Origin of the sequence: Syntrophothermus sp., from assembly GCF_013314835.1 — a bacterium.
GTDB classification, from domain to species: domain Bacteria; phylum Bacillota; class Syntrophomonadia; order Syntrophomonadales; family Syntrophothermaceae; genus Syntrophothermus; species Syntrophothermus lipocalidus.
The window spans coordinates 1-16,007 of record NZ_JABUEX010000015.1; the positions used below are offsets into that span (position 1 = coordinate 1).

The 16,007-nt window shown below is 52.0% G+C and carries 16 protein-coding genes; 2 read left to right on the forward strand and 14 right to left on the reverse strand.

What is annotated here, in order from left to right; all coding sequences use genetic code 11:
* The 5 genes from HPY90_RS06425 to HPY90_RS06445 all read right to left on the reverse strand — a co-directional run.
* A partial coding sequence (locus HPY90_RS06425) for an ArgK/MeaB family GTPase (RefSeq protein WP_502707192.1) occupies positions 1-508 on the reverse strand: 508 nt, incomplete at its 3' end.
* A 126-nt stretch (positions 509-634) separates the two neighbouring features.
* A complete protein-coding gene (locus HPY90_RS06430; protein WP_287192566.1) occupies positions 635-1,309 on the reverse strand; it encodes a phosphoribosylaminoimidazolesuccinocarboxamide synthase in 675 nt (224 codons plus the stop codon).
* 19 nt (positions 1,310-1,328) lie between these two features.
* Positions 1,329-1,979: a LysE family transporter gene (locus tag HPY90_RS06435; RefSeq protein ID WP_287192569.1), complete on the reverse strand. Its 651-nt coding sequence runs from the start codon at positions 1,977-1,979 to the stop codon at positions 1,329-1,331.
* A gap of 44 nt (positions 1,980-2,023) precedes the next feature.
* On the reverse strand, positions 2,024-3,220 hold the full coding sequence (locus HPY90_RS06440) for a vWA domain-containing protein (protein WP_287192572.1): 1,197 nt from the start codon (positions 3,218-3,220) through the stop codon (positions 2,024-2,026).
* Between the two features lie 38 nt (positions 3,221-3,258).
* Complete coding sequence (locus HPY90_RS06445) at positions 3,259-4,119, reverse strand: AAA family ATPase (RefSeq protein ID WP_287192687.1); 861 nt, start codon at positions 4,117-4,119, stop codon at positions 3,259-3,261.
* A gap of 306 nt (positions 4,120-4,425) precedes the next feature.
* On the opposite strand from HPY90_RS06445, the gene HPY90_RS06450 reads away from it, so the two are divergent.
* Both HPY90_RS06450 and HPY90_RS06455 read left to right on the forward strand, forming a co-directional pair.
* Positions 4,426-4,974 carry a hypothetical protein gene (locus tag HPY90_RS06450; protein ID WP_287192575.1) on the forward strand — a complete coding sequence of 183 codons (549 nt, stop codon included), beginning with the start codon at positions 4,426-4,428 and terminating at the stop codon, positions 4,972-4,974.
* A gap of 137 nt (positions 4,975-5,111) precedes the next feature.
* On the forward strand, positions 5,112-6,200 hold the full coding sequence (locus HPY90_RS06455) for a delta-lactam-biosynthetic de-N-acetylase (RefSeq protein ID WP_287192578.1): 1,089 nt from the start codon (positions 5,112-5,114) through the stop codon (positions 6,198-6,200).
* 44 nt (positions 6,201-6,244) lie between these two features.
* On the opposite strand, the gene ligA is transcribed toward HPY90_RS06455, so the two are convergent.
* From ligA to hisG, 9 genes are all read right to left on the reverse strand, one after another.
* Complete coding sequence (gene ligA / locus HPY90_RS06460) at positions 6,245-8,251, reverse strand: NAD-dependent DNA ligase LigA (RefSeq protein ID WP_287192581.1); 2,007 nt, start codon at positions 8,249-8,251, stop codon at positions 6,245-6,247.
* A gap of 74 nt (positions 8,252-8,325) precedes the next feature.
* The gene (locus HPY90_RS06465) at positions 8,326-10,455 is read right to left on the reverse strand and encodes an ATP-dependent helicase (protein ID WP_287192584.1); all 2,130 of its coding nucleotides are present in this window, start codon (positions 10,453-10,455) and stop codon (positions 8,326-8,328) included.
* 139 nt (positions 10,456-10,594) lie between these two features.
* A complete protein-coding gene (gene hisIE, locus HPY90_RS06470; RefSeq protein ID WP_287192587.1) occupies positions 10,595-11,257 on the reverse strand; it encodes a bifunctional phosphoribosyl-AMP cyclohydrolase/phosphoribosyl-ATP diphosphatase HisIE in 663 nt (220 codons plus the stop codon).
* Complete coding sequence (gene hisF / locus HPY90_RS06475; RefSeq protein ID WP_287192590.1) at positions 11,254-12,012, reverse strand: imidazole glycerol phosphate synthase subunit HisF; 759 nt, start codon at positions 12,010-12,012, stop codon at positions 11,254-11,256. Before hisF ends, hisIE begins: the two co-directional genes overlap by 4 nt.
* Before the next feature lie 68 nt (positions 12,013-12,080).
* Positions 12,081-12,809 carry a 1-(5-phosphoribosyl)-5-[(5-phosphoribosylamino)methylideneamino]imidazole-4-carboxamide isomerase gene (hisA, locus tag HPY90_RS06480; protein ID WP_287192689.1) on the reverse strand — a complete coding sequence of 243 codons (729 nt, stop codon included), beginning with the start codon at positions 12,807-12,809 and terminating at the stop codon, positions 12,081-12,083.
* Positions 12,806-13,411 carry an imidazole glycerol phosphate synthase subunit HisH gene (gene hisH, locus HPY90_RS06485; protein WP_287192592.1) on the reverse strand — a complete coding sequence of 202 codons (606 nt, stop codon included), beginning with the start codon at positions 13,409-13,411 and terminating at the stop codon, positions 12,806-12,808. Before hisH ends, hisA begins: the two co-directional genes overlap by 4 nt.
* Before the next feature lie 36 nt (positions 13,412-13,447).
* Positions 13,448-14,044, reverse strand: a complete 597-nt coding sequence (gene hisB, locus HPY90_RS06490; RefSeq protein WP_287192594.1) for an imidazoleglycerol-phosphate dehydratase HisB — start codon at positions 14,042-14,044, stop codon at positions 13,448-13,450.
* On the reverse strand, positions 14,041-15,336 hold the full coding sequence (gene hisD / locus HPY90_RS06495; RefSeq protein WP_287192597.1) for a histidinol dehydrogenase: 1,296 nt from the start codon (positions 15,334-15,336) through the stop codon (positions 14,041-14,043). The genes hisB and hisD overlap by 4 nt, the downstream gene beginning before the upstream one ends.
* Positions 15,333-15,992, reverse strand: a complete 660-nt coding sequence (gene hisG, locus HPY90_RS06500; protein ID WP_287192599.1) for an ATP phosphoribosyltransferase — start codon at positions 15,990-15,992, stop codon at positions 15,333-15,335. The genes hisD and hisG overlap by 4 nt, the downstream gene beginning before the upstream one ends.
* Positions 15,993-16,007: the final 15 nt, after the last annotated feature.

Consider the following 16,007-nt stretch of genomic DNA (forward strand, 5'->3'; position numbering starts at 1 on the left):
CCCCCATGCCCGGTACCAGCACCACTATCACGGTGTGAGCGTGGTTGATGATGTCTACTTCCTGCTGCCCCGCTCCTACTGTCTCGACTATTATCATGTCTTTTCCCATCGCATCCAGTACGTGTATGCTGTCCCCTATCGCCTTCGACAATCCCCCCATCGCTCCCCGCGATGCTAAACTCCTCACGAATACCCCAGGGTCCTCGGCGTGCCGCTGCATCCGGCACCTGTCCCCCAGAATCGCCCCTCCGGTAAAAGGACTGGTCGGGTCCACTGCCAGAACCCCTACCGTCTTCCCTTTCCTCCGCACCGAAGCTATGATACCATCGGTCAGCGTGCTCTTACCTGCCCCCGGAGAACCCGTAATCCCTACTACGTGTGCCTTCCCCGTGTAAGGAAATACCTTCTTAACCGTCTCCTTGGCCCCGGGTATATTGTCCTCAAGGTTTCTGATAAGCCGGGACGCCATGCGAACATCGCCTTCGAGAATCCTCTTTACCTCTTCCATTACCTCCACCCCCTCGCAATGATACAGCACCCGCCTTGCGCAGACGGATGAATTCAAAACAATCGCAAATGCCGACTGGCTCCTCTTTCGTTTATTATAATACGAAAATCTCCGTTTTGGATAGACTCACACTATCATATCTGCCAGGTCACGAGCACTAATCTGATGGCCGTTTTTGAAGACCCGCATGTTGTCCCCCGATATGTCATCTATAACCGCGATTTCATCGCCTATCTTACCGAATTCAAATTTGATATCGACCAGTTCTAATCCCCGGGAAGCCAAATCGTCCTTTACTACCGCCGCTACCTTCCGAGTAAGCTCCTTGACCTGAACCAGTTCGTCGTCCGTGAGTAGCCCGAGTTTGACCAACGCCTCATCGTTGATTAATGGATCCCCGCGTTTATCGTCTTTGAGAGTGATCTCGATAAGGCCATCCAGAGGCTGAAATTCCTCAACATAGTCCCCGTAACGCTTAATAAAACTCCCATAAGCCTTGAACCTGCAAATGACTTCTAGCCCCCGACCAAAGGTCTTGGCCTTTCTAACAGCCATCGTGTTCTTTTCTATATCCGCCTCAATGTAATGGCTAGGAATGCCTTCTTTCTTCAACAAATCAAAAAAATGGCGAGACAATTTTAGTGACGCTTGCCCTTTCCCCTTAAGCGTTCCGAGTACAAAGTTGGACCCCGGGTCTATGCGTCCGTCCTCACCTGTAACATCATCTTTAAAATACAAAAGGTAGCGCCCGTCCTCTAACTCATAAACGCGCTTCGTTTTTCCCTCATACACTAACCTCATCTTTTGAACCTCCTCGTAACTAGTGCCAAAACTGCCAAGCACTGTATAGGAAATACGCAGCCATCCCCCATAGGAAAACCCCAAAAATCAGGAGCAATCGTCGGTACCATTCCCCGCTCAACCACCGCCGTCCTTGGGCCATCACTACAGAAACGATTCCCAAGGTTACCACGTCGGCGAGATAGTGTCCACCAAAAAAAAGAGCGAGCCCTAGGGAGCCAAATCTGCTGGCCAAGATTACGTAACTCACGCCCACTGTCGCCCACCACATAATCCAGTAGGGATTACCGACCGTAGCCACTATTCCTGCCACCACCGGGCCTAACTCATTCCTTTCTTCACCCATAAGTGTCGTCATTTCATCTAAACTCGCTGTCCTTGCATCCCTGATCAGGAAAAAGCCCATGACTCCAAGCACAACTGCTCCTATAAGCGCGACTGTGCCCGCCAGGCTCGATCGTGCTAAGACGGCTCCTGCTCCCAGCCCCAAAGCCAGTACCAGCAATGCCTCTACCAGCCCGTGCCCGAGACAAACCTTCATGCCTGCTTTGACCCCGTTGCGAGCCGCCCGAACCATTGTAACCAAAGTCAAAGGGCCTGGACTCATAGCGCCTGACAACCCTACCACAAACGCCGTTGCTACTATTCCTGTTAAGCCAATCGAATTCATCCTCCCCGCTCACAACTTTCTACCCTGCTGATTACATTCCTTCCTCAAACCACCCGACCCTTCAGGCACTTGATAGCCTGCTCCAAGCCGTTAAGAGTCAGCTCGTACATAGGAAACACTTCTCTGATCAGCTTTATCGTGTACGCGCCCTCGGTCCATCGCCAGTAACTCGCTGGTATCGGGTTTAGCCAAACGCTGTATTCGAACCGACCCCTAACCCGCTGCAGCCATACGATTCCCGGATCCTCGTTATGAAGATCCCAATCTATAATTCCACCCGGCATCGTCAACTCGCTCGGAGCCATGCTGGCATCACCAACCAAAATAACCCGATAGTCAGAATCGAGGTTACGCAGCACGTCACTCGTCTTTATACTGTCCCGACGCAAACAGCTGGGATGAGGATAAAGCCAATCGTAAATACAATTATGGAAGTAATATACCTGAAAATCCTTAAAGTGCGAAGACCGGTGCATTGCGGTGAATAACTGGTTGCAGAGCCGGCTGTAAGCCAGCATCGAACCGCCGGAATCCATGAGCAGCAGCACTTTTATGGCGTTACGGCGAGGCCGGTTCCACACCAGCTTCAAACGGCCCGCATTTCTACCCGTCGCTTCGATGGTGGCATCGATGTCCAGTTCAGTCCTCGGTCCTTCAAACCGGGTAGTGAAATGGCGCAATTTGCGCAACGCCATCTGGAACTGCCGCGTGTCCAGGGTTTCATCATCGGTAAAATCTGCCCAGCGTCTCTCAGCCGCCACCTTGACCGCCGAACGGTTGCGCGATTCTTCTCCCAGCCTGATTCCGCCGGGATGGTAGCCGGAATGGCCGAAGGGAGACGTACCCCCTGTTCCTATCCAACGGTTTCCTCCGTGGTGTTCTTCGTTCTGTTGAGCCAAGCGTTCTGCCAGCATCCTCTTCAATTCTTCTATATCATACTGGCGTAAAGTGCCGTCAAACCTCACTCGGTGATTTTCGGGAAGCTCCCTATCAAGCCACTTCCATATCTTATCTGGCAAAGACTCCGGTGTCTCTATACCGTCGAAATAGCTGGCAAAAGCCCGGTCGAATTTATCATAATAGGTTTCAGACTTGACCAATACCGCCCGGCAGAGGTAGTAAAACCCGGTAAGGCTGGAACCGGCCAGCCCCTTTTCGAGGGCCTCCAGCAACGTGTACCACTCATTGACCGACACCGGCACCCCGTGGGCTCTTAACTCATAAAAAAACTCGGTGAACATAACTATCACCCGATCCCAAAACCGTAATTCACCCTGATTCAACGGGAATAAAACGAAGGTTTACGACCGCCCCGCGGGTTACGCAAATTCCACAGCAAGGTTTCGACATCTTGGTTCTTTTTAAGCAAGACCCCGAGAAACGGGATTTCCTCTCCGATCTTGCGCGGGTTGATACCGCCGACAACCAGGGCCTGCAGCCAGTCTAACAGCTCGCTGGTGCTGGGTTTTTTCTGTAGGTTGGGCAGGCTTCGGATCCAGTAAAAAGCTTCGAGACACTGTTCCAAAAGTTTGCGATCGAGATCAGGAAAATGCACTGCCACGATCTCCTTCATGCGTTCCGCATCCGGGAACTCAATATAGTGGAAGATACAGCGCCGCAAAAAAGCGTCCGGAAGTTCTTTTTCCGCGTTGCTGGTAATAACCACGATCGGCCGGTGCTTGGCAACCACAGTCTCCTTGGTCTCAGGAATGTAAAAACTCATCTGGTCAAGTTCCCACAGCAAGTCGTTGGGGAACTCCAAATCCGCCTTGTCGATCTCATCGATCAACAGCACCACCTGTTCATCGCTTACAAAAGCCTCTCCCAGCTTGCCCAGCTTTATATACTGCCTGATATCGCTAACGTCACGATCCCCGAACTGGCTGTCATACAAACGCTGAACGGTGTCATAGACGTATAACCCTTCCTGAGCCTTGGTCGTAGACTTGATGTTCCAAATTATTAGCGGTTTGCCCAGCGCATCGGCGATGCTCTTCGCCAGCATAGTCTTGCCGGTACCAGGCTCTCCCTTGATGAGCAAAGGCTTACCTAAAGCGATGGCAACGTTCACGCTGTTCTGCAGCTCTTCGCTGGCAATATAGGAATTTGATCCTCTGAATCGACTGAACTGGTTTTTCATCTTGGGCCTTACCTCTTCTCCCGTAATATTCCTCTTATTAGGCCATGGTAACAAAAACCTACCCCCCCGTCAATCGACTGAAAGCCACAAGCCTGCGTCCGGGCTACCTGTACAAGCCCTGTTGGCCCAAAATCGATACGCGTGCAAGTTCCATGCCCTTACGTCTAAACCCAAGCTCTCCTCTGCCGGTTTGCGAAGAAAAACCGATTCCAGGTAAGGATTATTAATGGTTGCTCGACGTATATCAAACGTGTAGAATGAGACTCATAGCTGTGGTAAGCTCGAGTTTGAGGGAGGCAGGCCATTGTGTTTGGAATACCCAAGTGGAACATTGCTCTCATCGTGGTGCTTTTGGCAGGAATGTTTGGTTATGCGACCTATTTCGACGTCTCTACCCCGGAAAAAACGGTGGAAAAGTTCTATCAACTACTCGGTACAGGAAAATACGACCAAGCTGCCGAGTATTTGAGCGTGAACTGGGCTTATTCTGTGCTGTTTCCAAAGTACAACAATACCGCTCCAAGCGAACTTTTGAAACGGGAATCAGCTATACGCAAGGAGATGGGCCAAGCGCTGGCCCAAAACCTGCCCGAAGCCGGTACAGGTGAACTAAAAGTCACAGCCCGGCCGTCATTAACCCGCAGTGGAAGCAAAGCCGCTCTGGTGGTGTGTGATTACCGGGTACCTAACAGTAAGGTACAGGGCCAGCAGTTGGCCCTGCTGGTTAAAGAATCCGGTCGGTGGCGGCTGTTTGAGCTCTCGGACGTCACTGGCTATGACCTTGGTTTTCTTAAAGACGTGAACATGGAAGATTTGGACAGCAAAATGAACAGTTTTTTCCAGGCTAAGGGATAAATCAACCGTAACGTTCGTAGGATTCTGGTTTTTCTTTGGACGGGTATGCACTCCATTATTTCCCTGGAGGATAAAGGCAGTGATTGTCGAAACAGCTTAATACAGTATAAAAGCACATCCGGGATGGAGGTAAACACGTGTCGACAAGGCCCAAGAAAAAAGCGCACCCGTCCAAGGTTTCAAGGGAAAAAACTCGGTCCCACCAGCGCAAGACAGCAGTGCCCGCCAGCGTAGCCAGTATCCGCTTGCGCCTCTATTCGTATATTTTTTTGGCCGTGATCCTGGTTTTTGGCTTGACCATTGGTGGCTACGCCTGCTGGTATCCAACCGGTCACACCCCTTCCGACACTAGCGATACCCCCTCCGGTGTTGCTCAAAATGGTAATAATCGTGGAACCGAGACCCAAACAAACAGTCTTCCTTCTGGAACCATGCCTAAGACATCTTCATCTTCGGACGCATCAACGACGAACCTTGACTCGACGGGCAATTCAAACGGTAACCCTGTTTCAGGTGCCAGTGAGGAGCCCCCCTCTGCCAAACGCTTGGTCTGGTACTATGTCCCTGGCAAGAATCACCAGCAGCCATTTATTCCCCAATCGGCGCGGGAGTTGATGGCTAAGTACAACGGAATTTACCTGGGAAGTCCGGATGCCAAGCGAATCTACCTCACTTTTGACGCCGGGTACGAAATGGGCTACACCGCCACCATACTTGACACCTTGGCCCAGTACCAGGTAAAAGCGGCGTTCTTCGTAACCAAGCCCTTTATCACGTCCCACCCCGAGCTGGTCAAACGGATGGTAGCGGAAGGTCATGTGGTAGGCAGTCACACGGCGACTCATCCTGATCTGACCACCATATCCGAAGAGAAAATAGACAAAGAATTGGAAACAACTGAAGCCGCTTTCTTAGCTGCAACCGGACAGCCGCTTGCCCGGCTGGTAAGACCGCCGAACGGAACCTACAGCGAAAAAGTGCTGGCAACCCTTCATTCCCTCAATTACCGGCCAGTTTTTTGGAGTATGGCTTTTCGGGACTGGGATGTCAAGAATCAGCCTACGCCTGCTAAGATATTCCAAGACGTTACCGGCAACATCCACCCCGGGGCCGTCATACTCCTGCACAACGTTTCCTCCAGCAATGCCCAGGCCCTGCCTAACATAATCGTGGAGCTGAAAAAACAAGGGTATGAATTCGCCCCTTTATCTGACTTTCTTCAGTGAGCGTAACCCGAGAAGTTGCGGTCGTCATCAGCTCTACCCCTCGTTTATGCCTTCGCCTGTCTTCCTAAGAGTTGCAAGAACTGGTTTTCATCCAAAACCGTGACACCCAAAGCCACAGCTTTGTCGTATTTTGATCCCGGATCCCTACCAGCCACGACGAAGTCGGTCTTGCGGCTTACGCTATTAGTCACCTTGCCCCCGCGATCCTCGATGGCTTTCGTCGCTTCATTCCTGGTCATCGACTCCAACGCACCCGTCAACACAAAGGTCTTGCCCGCGAACTGGCTGTCTTGTGCCATAGAAAATTCAGGCTCAACCGTGTTAACCCCTGCTTTTTTCAGTTTGTGGATGGTGTCCCAATTCCTAGGCTCAGCGAAAAACGCCGTTACGCTCTCCGCAATCTTCTCCCCGATTTCTGGGATAGACATAAGTTCTTCGCGGTCTATGCCCGAAAAGCGTTCTATATCCCGGTAGTGCTCCGCCAGTATCCTCGCCGTCTTGAGCCCTACGTAACGGATGCCGAGGGCGTTCAGCAACCGATGCAGCGGGCGCCCTTTGCTCTGCTCCAGAGCCCTAATCAAGTTGGCGGCCGATTTCTGTCCCATCCTTTCCAAACCTGCCAGCTCTTCGGCTCTAAGATAGTACAGGTCAGCTACATTGCTCACTATTCCCCTGTCTACTAGCTGTTCCACTAAGGCAGGCCCCAAGCCCTCGATGTCCATAGCTTCCCGCGAAGCAAAAAAGATCAGGCTCTCCTTCAAACGGGCCGGGCAGTTTATGTTGTCGCAACGATATGCAACCTCTCCCGAGAACCTGACCACCCGCGAACCGCAGGCTGGGCACTTGTCCGGCATCTTGAATTCGATCTCTTTGCCGGTCCGTTTCTCCGGTAGTGATCTTACCACCTCAGGTATGATATCCCCGGCTTTATGAACCACCACCATATCGCCTACGCGGATATCTTTTTCACGAATCAGGTCGTAATTGTGTAAACTCGCCCTGCTCACCGTAGTACCCGCCAGGCTGACAGGCTCCATGACCGCGGTGGGAGTTATCACCCCGGTGCGCCCGACGTTGAGCTCGATGGCAACGATCTTTGTCTCTTTTTCTTCGGCCGGAAACTTATAGGCTATGGCCCAGCGCGGGCTTTTGGCAGTTGCTCCCAAAAGCTGTCTCGCCGGCAGCGAATTAAGTTTGACCACTACTCCATCTATTTCGTACGGAAGTTCGTGCCTTCTCCCTTGCCATTCCTCACAGTATTCCAATACCTCGTCCAGAGAAGCACACCAGCGGTAGTTTCTGTCTACCGGGAAACCCAACTCGGACAGAAACTCTAACGTTTCCCGCTGGCTGTCTATTTCTTTCCCTTCCAAGTGTAAGATATCATAAACCAGAAGACCCAAGGTGCGCCCAGCGGTCACTTTCGGGTCAAGTTGCCGGATGGATCCTGCCGCCGCGTTACGGGGATTAGCAAAAGTCTTTTCCCCCCTGTCCTCCCGTTCCCGGTTCAAGCGAGCAAAAGCCTCTTTCGGCATGTATACTTCCCCCCGCACCTCCACCCGCGGCAAAGGATAAGTCAGCCGTAACGGCAAGGACTTTATGGTGCGGATGTTGGCCGTAACATCTTCCCCTACCATCCCGTCTCCACGAGTAGCACCGCTCATCAAGACCCCGTCCTGGTATACCAAAGCTATCGACACCCCGTCGATCTTCAATTCACAGACGTAGGCAACAGCCTCATCCCCCAGTCTTTCCTTCAAGCGCCGGTCAAAATCCCGGAGTTCCCTTTCATTGAAAGCATTGTCCAAGCTCAATAGAGGTACCCGGTGCTGAACCGGCGTGAACCCTTTGAGCACCTCTCCGCCTACCCGCTGGGTGGGAGAATCAGGGGTAACGAGGTCCGGATAAGCCTGTTCGAGCTCGACCAACTCCCGGAACAAACGGTCATACTCAGCGTCACCGATTAAGGGCTGATCCAACACGTAATAGTGATAGTCGTGCTTTCGAATCTCTTCCCGCAACTTTTCGGCTCTTTCCCTGGGGGTTTCCACACCTGTCCCTCCTAGCCAAAGTTCCTCCGCGCCACACCCATCCTGAGGATGCTGTCACAGTTTGCTACAGTCTATCACCAACCGTCAGATCCCTCTACCTTCACCATAGGTGCTATATCGGTCCTCAACATCTTGGTCCCAGCTACGACAAAGTCGACTATGGCTATCTCCCCGTCCTCCAACACATCAATCACTATACCTTGCCCGAACTTACGGTGCTCTACCACGTCTCCCGGGGCCAACTCCAGCTTTGGGTCTGTGGTTTCCGGGAGTATCTCCGTAAACCCGGGGTCCGCAGCATGGTCTGAAATGAAAAGCCCTCTAGGTATCTCGCCAAGGAAACGGGAAGGCAGGTTTCGCATCTCATAACCCCACAAAACGCGGCTGAACGCGTTGCTCAAGAACAACCTTTCCTTAGCCCTGGTGATACCGACATAACACAGCCTCCGTTCCTCTTCGATCTCGGCTTCGGTTTCCGCTTTAGCCGAGGGGAAAATACCTTCTTCCATCCCGGTCATGAAAACCACCGGAAATTCGAGACCTTTGGCACTGTGGAACGTCATCATCGCCACCGCATCGGAAACATCCGTCGTATCTGTATCCTGAACAAGAGAAACCTCGGCTAAAAACTCTCCCAGGTTTCCACCCCGCGTTCGGTCGAATTCTAAGGCTACCGATTTCAGCTCGTGCAGGTTTTCTATCCTCTCCTCTGCCCCCAGCGGATCCCTTCGACAAATATCTTCGACATATCCTGATGATTCCAGGAGCTGTTCTAAAACTGCCATTACCGGCTCGTTTTCTCCCAAGACCTGCACAAACTTGATTAGCCCGTAGAACTCCTCCAAGGCCTCAGCTACCCGGCGCGAAATCCCCGGAATATCCGCAGGATTAGCAAGGGCTTCCAAAACCGGTAAGGCAGAAGCAGCAGCAAATTCTTCTATCCTCTTCAGGGTGACGTCCCCAACCCCCCGGCGGGGAAGATTGATGACGCGCCTAAAACTCAGCGTGTCAAAAGGGTTCACTGCCAGTTTCAGGTAGGCCAGTACATCCCTAACTTCTTTTCGCTGGTAGAAGCTGCGGGCGCCTACGATATAGTAAGGCACCAGTCGTCTTTTTAAGACGTCTTCCAGGTAGCGGGACTGGGCATGGGTGCGGTAAAAAATAGCCATATCCCGGTAACGGTATCCCTGCCGGACCAACTCCGCGATGGTTTCGGCAACGAACTGTGCTTCCTCCTGGCCATCTACAGCCCTAAAATGCATCAACTTCTCTCCGACCGGGTTGTCGGTTTTCAGCACCTTTTCTTCGCGTTCGCAGTTGTGCTTTATGACCGCGTTGGCCGCGTCCAATATAACCTTGGTAGATCGGTAGTTTTTTTCCAGCTTGATGATTCTGGCCTCCGGATAATCCCTCAAAAATCGCCTGATGTTTTCCGGTTCGGCCCCTCTCCAACTGTAAATGGATTGGTCCGGGTCCCCTACTATGAAGAGGTTACGGTGTTTTTGCGCCAGGGTATGACTTAAAACGTACTGCGCATAATTTGTATCCTGGTATTCGTCGATCATTATGTACTTGAACCGATCCCGGTATTTACCCAGCACGTCCTCGTTTTCCCGAAACAGGCGTATGGTCAATAAAATTAAGTCCTCGAAGTCTAGTCCGTTCATGGCCTTCAGACGGGCCTGGTAGAGGCGAAAGGCCTTTTGATAAACCTCTCTCATGTTAGCTGGCAGAGCCCAGCTCCCGAGATCCTTCTTTTCCGAAGCCAGGCTGTTTTTGGCTTGATTTATAAAATAGGCTATTACTTCCGGCTTGATTCGGTATTCATTCAGGTCTTGTAAACACTCCTTGACCAAAGCTCTCTGTTCGGCCTCGTCCACGATGCTGAAATCCCGGCTGTAACCTAGGCGGTCTATCTCCTGGCGCAGGATACGGTAGCAGGTAGCGTGAAATGTTTGTATCCACTGGCCGGTAAAGCCCGGAATCAATCGTTCCACCCGTTCCTTCATTTCGCGCGCTGCCTTGTTGGTAAAAGTTATGGCCAACACGTTCCCGGGACGGATACCTGTATGACACAAATAAGCTAGGCGAGTAGTCAGCACCCGGGTCTTCCCGCTGCCTGCTCCTGCCAAAACCAAACACGGACCATCCACGTGTAAAACGGCTTCCTTCTGCTCTTGGTTTAATCCTTCCACCAGCTTCATCGACCTCATTCCCCATAGGCAAATCATAAAAACAAAAACCGGTCTATACTCCCAGATCAATTAGGGACCAGTGTTGTGCCTCCTACATCTATACACCAAGCCCGTTCATTTAACCTGTGCCTGACCGGTAAACGCTTTTTCAGCGACGAGAGCGTAGTTCGGCAAAAACATCCTTTAGCTCAACACCGTGGTAGACCATCAACACCAAAAGATGATACATGAGATCCGCCAGCTCGTATACCAGTTGCTCCTCCGAGTTGTTCTTAGAAGCGATGACTACTTCCGTGCTCTCTTCTCCCACCTTTTTTAAAATCTTGTCCTGACCCTCATTGAAAAGATACGAGGTGTAGGAACCTTCGGGTCTAAGTCTTTGCCTGGCTTGTATCACCTCGTAAAGTTCAAACAAGATGGAGGGGGTTCCAGGCCGCCGCGGGTAAACCTCTTCCGGGTCGAACAACCGTGGTGAAACAAGGGTTCCATCCCAATCCCGGTAAAAACAGGAATAGTGCCCGGTGTGGCAGGCGGCACCCTCTTGGTCCACCGTAATCAAAAGCGAGTCCCGATCACAGTCATAGTAGATGTTCTTTACCCTCTGGATGTTCCCCGAGCTTTCTCCCTTCATCCACAGACACTGGCGGCTGCGGGAATAAAACCAGGTATACCCGCTTTCCAGCGTCTTGAGCAAAGACTCCCGGTTCATGTAAGCCAGCATCAGCACCTGCTGGGTCTTTTCGTCCTGTATTATGGCCGGGATTAATCCCTTTTCATCAAATTTCAGCTGTTCTATAAAGCCTCTACTCATCGTCTAACCACCACTCCCTTAGCCTCCAGGTACTCTTTAGCTTGACTCACCGTGTACTCGCGGTAATGGAAAATGGAGGCGCATAAAACAGCATCGGCTTTCCCTTCAAGAATCGCCTCTGCCAAGTGTTCCAGGTTCCCAGCACCTCCGGAGGCGATGACCGGTATCTTTACCGCTTCGCTCACCGCTCTCGTCAATTCAATGTCGTACCCGTCGCGGGTACCATCCTTGTCCATGCTCGTAAGGAGTATCTCCCCTGCACCCAAAGACTCCACCCTCTGTGCCCACCACACAGCATCGATGCCCGTAGAAGTGCGTCCCCCGTTTATGCACACCTCCCACTGTCCGGGCCCTGCTTCGCGAGCATCAATAGCCACCACGATGCACTGGCTCCCATATTTTTTCGCGCTCTCCATAACCAAAGACGGAGATTTCACCGCAGCAGTATTGATAGATACCTTGTCCGCCCCCGCGTTTAGCATTACCCGGATATCCTCAGGGGTTCTTATGCCACCGCCTACGGTAAACGGTATGAACACGTTTTCCGCAGTCCTTCTCACCACTTCCACCATTGTCTTCCTGCCTTCATAAGAAGCACTGATATCCAGAAACACCAATTCATCGGCCCCTTCTCGGTCGTAAAAAGCCGCCAATTCCACTGGATCTCCGGCATCTTTTAGATTCAAGAAATTCACGCCCTTTACAACCCGGCCTTCGTGAACGTCCAAGCAAGGAATTATTCTTTTGGCCAGCATTCATCCCCACTCCCTATGCTTCTTCTCATGCGGCCAGTAGTAGTACTTCTGTATACTTATCTAGTCCTCTACTCCTCGACCAAGCTTAAAGCCTTTCTCAGGTCAATAGTACCATCATAAATGGCTTTACCGATTATGACTCCTTCAACGCCCAGCTCCTCCAGTGTTAAAAGCTTCTCAACATCTTCCAGGCTTGAAACTCCCCCCGATGCTATGATGCGCAAGCCGGAAGTCCGAGCAATCTCCTCTATGGCCTCAAAATTAGGTCCTTGTAACAAACCATCCTTGGTCACATCGGTGTAAACTGCTCGGACGATTCCCAGTTCTTTCATAGACCGAGCAAGATCCACAGCCTTCATTTCTGCCACTTCCACCCAACCCTTAACCGCAACCATCCCATCGCGAGCATCAAGCCCCAGCACAATCCTTTCCGGTCCAAAACGCTCCAACAATTCCTGAGCGAAACTAGGACTCTCTACCGCCTTGGTCCCAATTACAACCCGTGCCGCGCCCACGGCCAGGACCTGTTCCACGTCCCGGAGGCTGCGCAATCCTCCCCCTACCTGAAAGGGAATTTCCACTGAGTGCGCTATCTCTTCGATGACCTTCAAGTTACGCGGAGCACCCGCAAAAGCGCCGTCCAGGTCTACAACGTGTAACCAGCGGGCCCCCAGGTCCTCAAAAGACCTGGCTACCCGGGCCGGATGGTTCGAGTAGACGACCTCGTTCTCCTTTTTCCCCTGGACCAGTCGCACGCAGCGTCCTTCCCTGATATCTATGGCCGGGAAAATAATCATGATCTCCACTCTCCAAAATTCTTCAGGAGCTTCAGTCCCAGAGTGCTGGACTTCTCCGGGTGAAACTGGGTCGCAAAAATGTTGCCCTTGAACACCGCGCAGGTGAAAGCGACACCGTGATCACTGGTAGCCGCCTTAACTTCCTCGTTATCGGGCACCACATAATACGAGTGAACGAAGTAAAAATAAGATTTGTCAGGAATACCATCGAACAGGGAAACCTTCTGGCAATACGACACCTGGTTCCAACCCATGTGTGGAACTTTTTCAATGGCCGGCAGGCGGGTAACACGACCAGGGATAATGTCCAATCCACGATGTAAACCGTCTTCTTCGCTTTCCGAAAACAAAAGCTGCAGGCCCAAACAGATGCCTAACAAAGGCTTCCCGGTCCTAACCACTTCGTAAATAGCCTCATTCATACCCGAACTGCAGAGGTTCTTAATAGCATCGGCAAACGCTCCAACTCCGGGCAGTACCACCCTCTCGGCTCGAACCACCGTGTCCGGGTCAGACGTGACCTCCACCGCAAACCCCAGTTTCTCCAAGGCTTTGTGAACGCTGCGCAAGTTGCCCATCCCGTAGTCTATGACCGCTATCAAGTAACTTCCCCTTTCCCCTGAATGAGTCTAGAAGCCTTAAAGCTTACCTTTAGTCGACCAAACCCCTTCGACCCGGGGTTCGTACTCTATCGCTTCCTTCAAGGCGCGGGCAAACGCCTTAAAGACTGCTTCCAGGATATGATGGCTGTTGCTTCCCCGGATCAGGTCTATGTGCAGGGTTATCCCGGCGCTGTTTACCACCGCCCGGAAGAACTCCTCCACCAGTTCAGTGGCGAAGGTGCCAACCCGTTCCCCCGGCACAGGCACGTGATAAGAAAGGTAGGAGCGACCGGAAAGGTCAACTACCACCCGGGCCAAGGCTTCATCCATCGGTATGGTAGCCGAACCGTAACGGCGCAACCCCTTCTTGTCCCCGATGGCCTGCTTCAAAGCCAGTCCGAAACATAGGCCGATGTCTTCTACCGTATGATGATCATCAACCTCGGTGTCGCCTCGGGCCCATACCTTGAGATTGCACAAACTGTGCATAGAAAACAGGGCCAACATGTGCCCTAAAAAAGGCATTTCCGTGTCTATCTGGTAACTCCCGGTGCCGTCCAGCTCCATTCGTAAAAGAATCTCGGTTTCGGTGGTTTTGCGGTGAATTTCGGCACTCCTTATTTCGTCGCTCACTCGATGCCTTCCTCCCTTCGTATCCTAACCGAATTGGCATGGGCAGTCAGGCCTTCAATCTCGGCCAAAGTTATAATATCCTGCCGGGCCTTTGCCAAACCGGTCTCGGAATAGTAAAGCACACTGGTTTTCTTCAAGAAAGTATCTACCGTCACCGGCGAATAGAAACGGGCGGTACCACCAGTGGGAAGGATGTGATTAGGTCCAGCATAGTAGTCGCCGACCGGTTCCGGGGTATATTTCCCCAAGAATACGGCTCCCGCATTCTTAATATACCCTAACCATTCGAAGGGATGCTCAACCATCAACTCCAGGTGTTCCGGTGCCACCCGGTTCGCCACTTCACACGCTTCTTTCATGTCCTTTACAATTATGATCGCTCCCTGTTCCTGTAAAGACCTCTCTATTATGTCACGGCGGGACAGCGAAGGCAACTGCCGCCCAATTTCCCTCTCCACCTCATCCGCCAGCTCTTCGCTGTCTGTAACAAGTATGGATCGGGCCAGAACATCGTGCTCAGCCTGGGACATCAGGTCAGCAGCCACGTAGGCAGGTTCCGCCTTGTCGTCTGCGATTATCAATATCTCGCTGGGACCGGCCAGCATATCGATATCGACATCTCCGTACACCATTTTCTTAGCCAAGGTCACATATATGTTGCCAGGGCCGGTAATCTTATCCACCTTCGGTACAGTTTCCGTTCCCCAGGCTAAGGCAAAAACGGCTTGGGCTCCGCCCATCTTGTAAATCTCTTTGACCCCCAGCTCCGCTGCCGCCACCAGAGTGTAAGGGTTAACCCGCCCGTCCGCTGCCGGCGGTGTCACCATGACTATCTCTCTTACCCCCGCCACCTGGGCTGGAATTGCGTTCATAAGGACAGACGAAGGATAAGCAGCGGTTCCTCCGGGAACGTATATACCTACGCGATCTAAAGGTCGGTAAATCATCCCCAAGATGTTGCCGGTTTCGTCCGGTTCCATCCAAGAGTTATGTAACTGCCTGCGGTGAAATGCCCTAATGTTAGCAATTGCCGCCCGCAAGGCAGACGTATACTCCTCGCCTACAGCCTGGTAGGCTTCGTTGATCTCCCCGCCACCAACCCTAAAATTGTGAAACCCTATATCAGCCTTGTCAAATCTCTTCGTAAACTCGTAGACGGCTTCATCTCCACGGGCTTTCACTTCTTTCGCGATATAAGCTACCCGTGTTTCCAGCTCCTGTAACCCGGAATACGGAACCCGCAGGAATTCCTCCAAATCTGCGGTTCCTGCTTTCATTCTCCTGATAATCATTGTCTCACCTCTCCGTTCTTTACCAGGTATCTTATCCTGTCGATGAGGGGTTGTAGCTTATGGTACTTAACCCTGTAGCTTATCCGGTTTACGATCAAGCGGGCCGTGGACTCCATTATCTGGACCAGTTCCACCAGGTTATTCTCAGCCAGGGTCCGGCCGGTAGACACGATGTCGACGATCATATCCGAAATGCCCATGAGCGGGGCCAGCTCGATGTTTCCGTGGAGCTTTACGATGTCGACCTGCAGGCCCTGCTGCCGAAAAAACTCAGCAGCCACGTTGGGAAACTTAGTAGCCACCCGGCGGTAACTCAACTCTTCCAAGCTGATATCCTTCATTTGGGCCGGGACCGCAACCACAAAACGGCAATACCCAAAACCCAGGTCCACCATCTCAAAGACATCTTTCCCCTGTTCCACGATTATATCCTTTCCTACAATCCCCAAATCCGCCGCCCCGTGTTCGACATATGCGGGAACATCGGTTGGACGACATATTATATAGCGCAGGCCCTGCTCCGAAAACTCGAACAGAAGACTGCGCGAGTCCTCCTTGATGTCAAAAGTCGGAAGGCCTAGATCAGCCAGCAAGTTAAGACTCGGTTCAATCAATCGCCCTTTAGGCAAGGCAAAAGTCACGGTATCGGCTAACATCTCATTCTCCTCTTC

Coding starts and splice junctions, on each gene's coding strand:
- HPY90_RS06445 (WP_287192687.1), bottom strand. CDS start 4,119: ATGAAAAACCAGTTCAGTCGATTCAGAGGATCAAATTCCTATATTGCC.
- HPY90_RS06435 (WP_287192569.1), bottom strand. CDS start 1,979: ATGAATTCGATTGGCTTAACAGGAATAGTAGCAACGGCGTTTGTGGTA.
- hisF (WP_287192590.1), bottom strand. CDS start 12,012: ATGCTGGCCAAAAGAATAATTCCTTGCTTGGACGTTCACGAAGGCCGG.
- HPY90_RS06440 (WP_287192572.1), bottom strand. CDS start 3,220: ATGTTCACCGAGTTTTTTTATGAGTTAAGAGCCCACGGGGTGCCGGTG.
- hisD (WP_287192597.1), bottom strand. CDS start 15,336: ATGATTATCAGGAGAATGAAAGCAGGAACCGCAGATTTGGAGGAATTC.
- hisG (WP_287192599.1), bottom strand. CDS start 15,992: ATGTTAGCCGATACCGTGACTTTTGCCTTGCCTAAAGGGCGATTGATT.
- HPY90_RS06465 (WP_287192584.1), bottom strand. CDS start 10,455: ATGAAGCTGGTGGAAGGATTAAACCAAGAGCAGAAGGAAGCCGTTTTA.
- hisA (WP_287192689.1), bottom strand. CDS start 12,809: ATGATTATTTTCCCGGCCATAGATATCAGGGAAGGACGCTGCGTGCGA.
- HPY90_RS06430 (WP_287192566.1), bottom strand. CDS start 1,309: ATGAGGTTAGTGTATGAGGGAAAAACGAAGCGCGTTTATGAGTTAGAG.
- hisIE (WP_287192587.1), bottom strand. CDS start 11,257: ATGAGTAGAGGCTTTATAGAACAGCTGAAATTTGATGAAAAGGGATTA.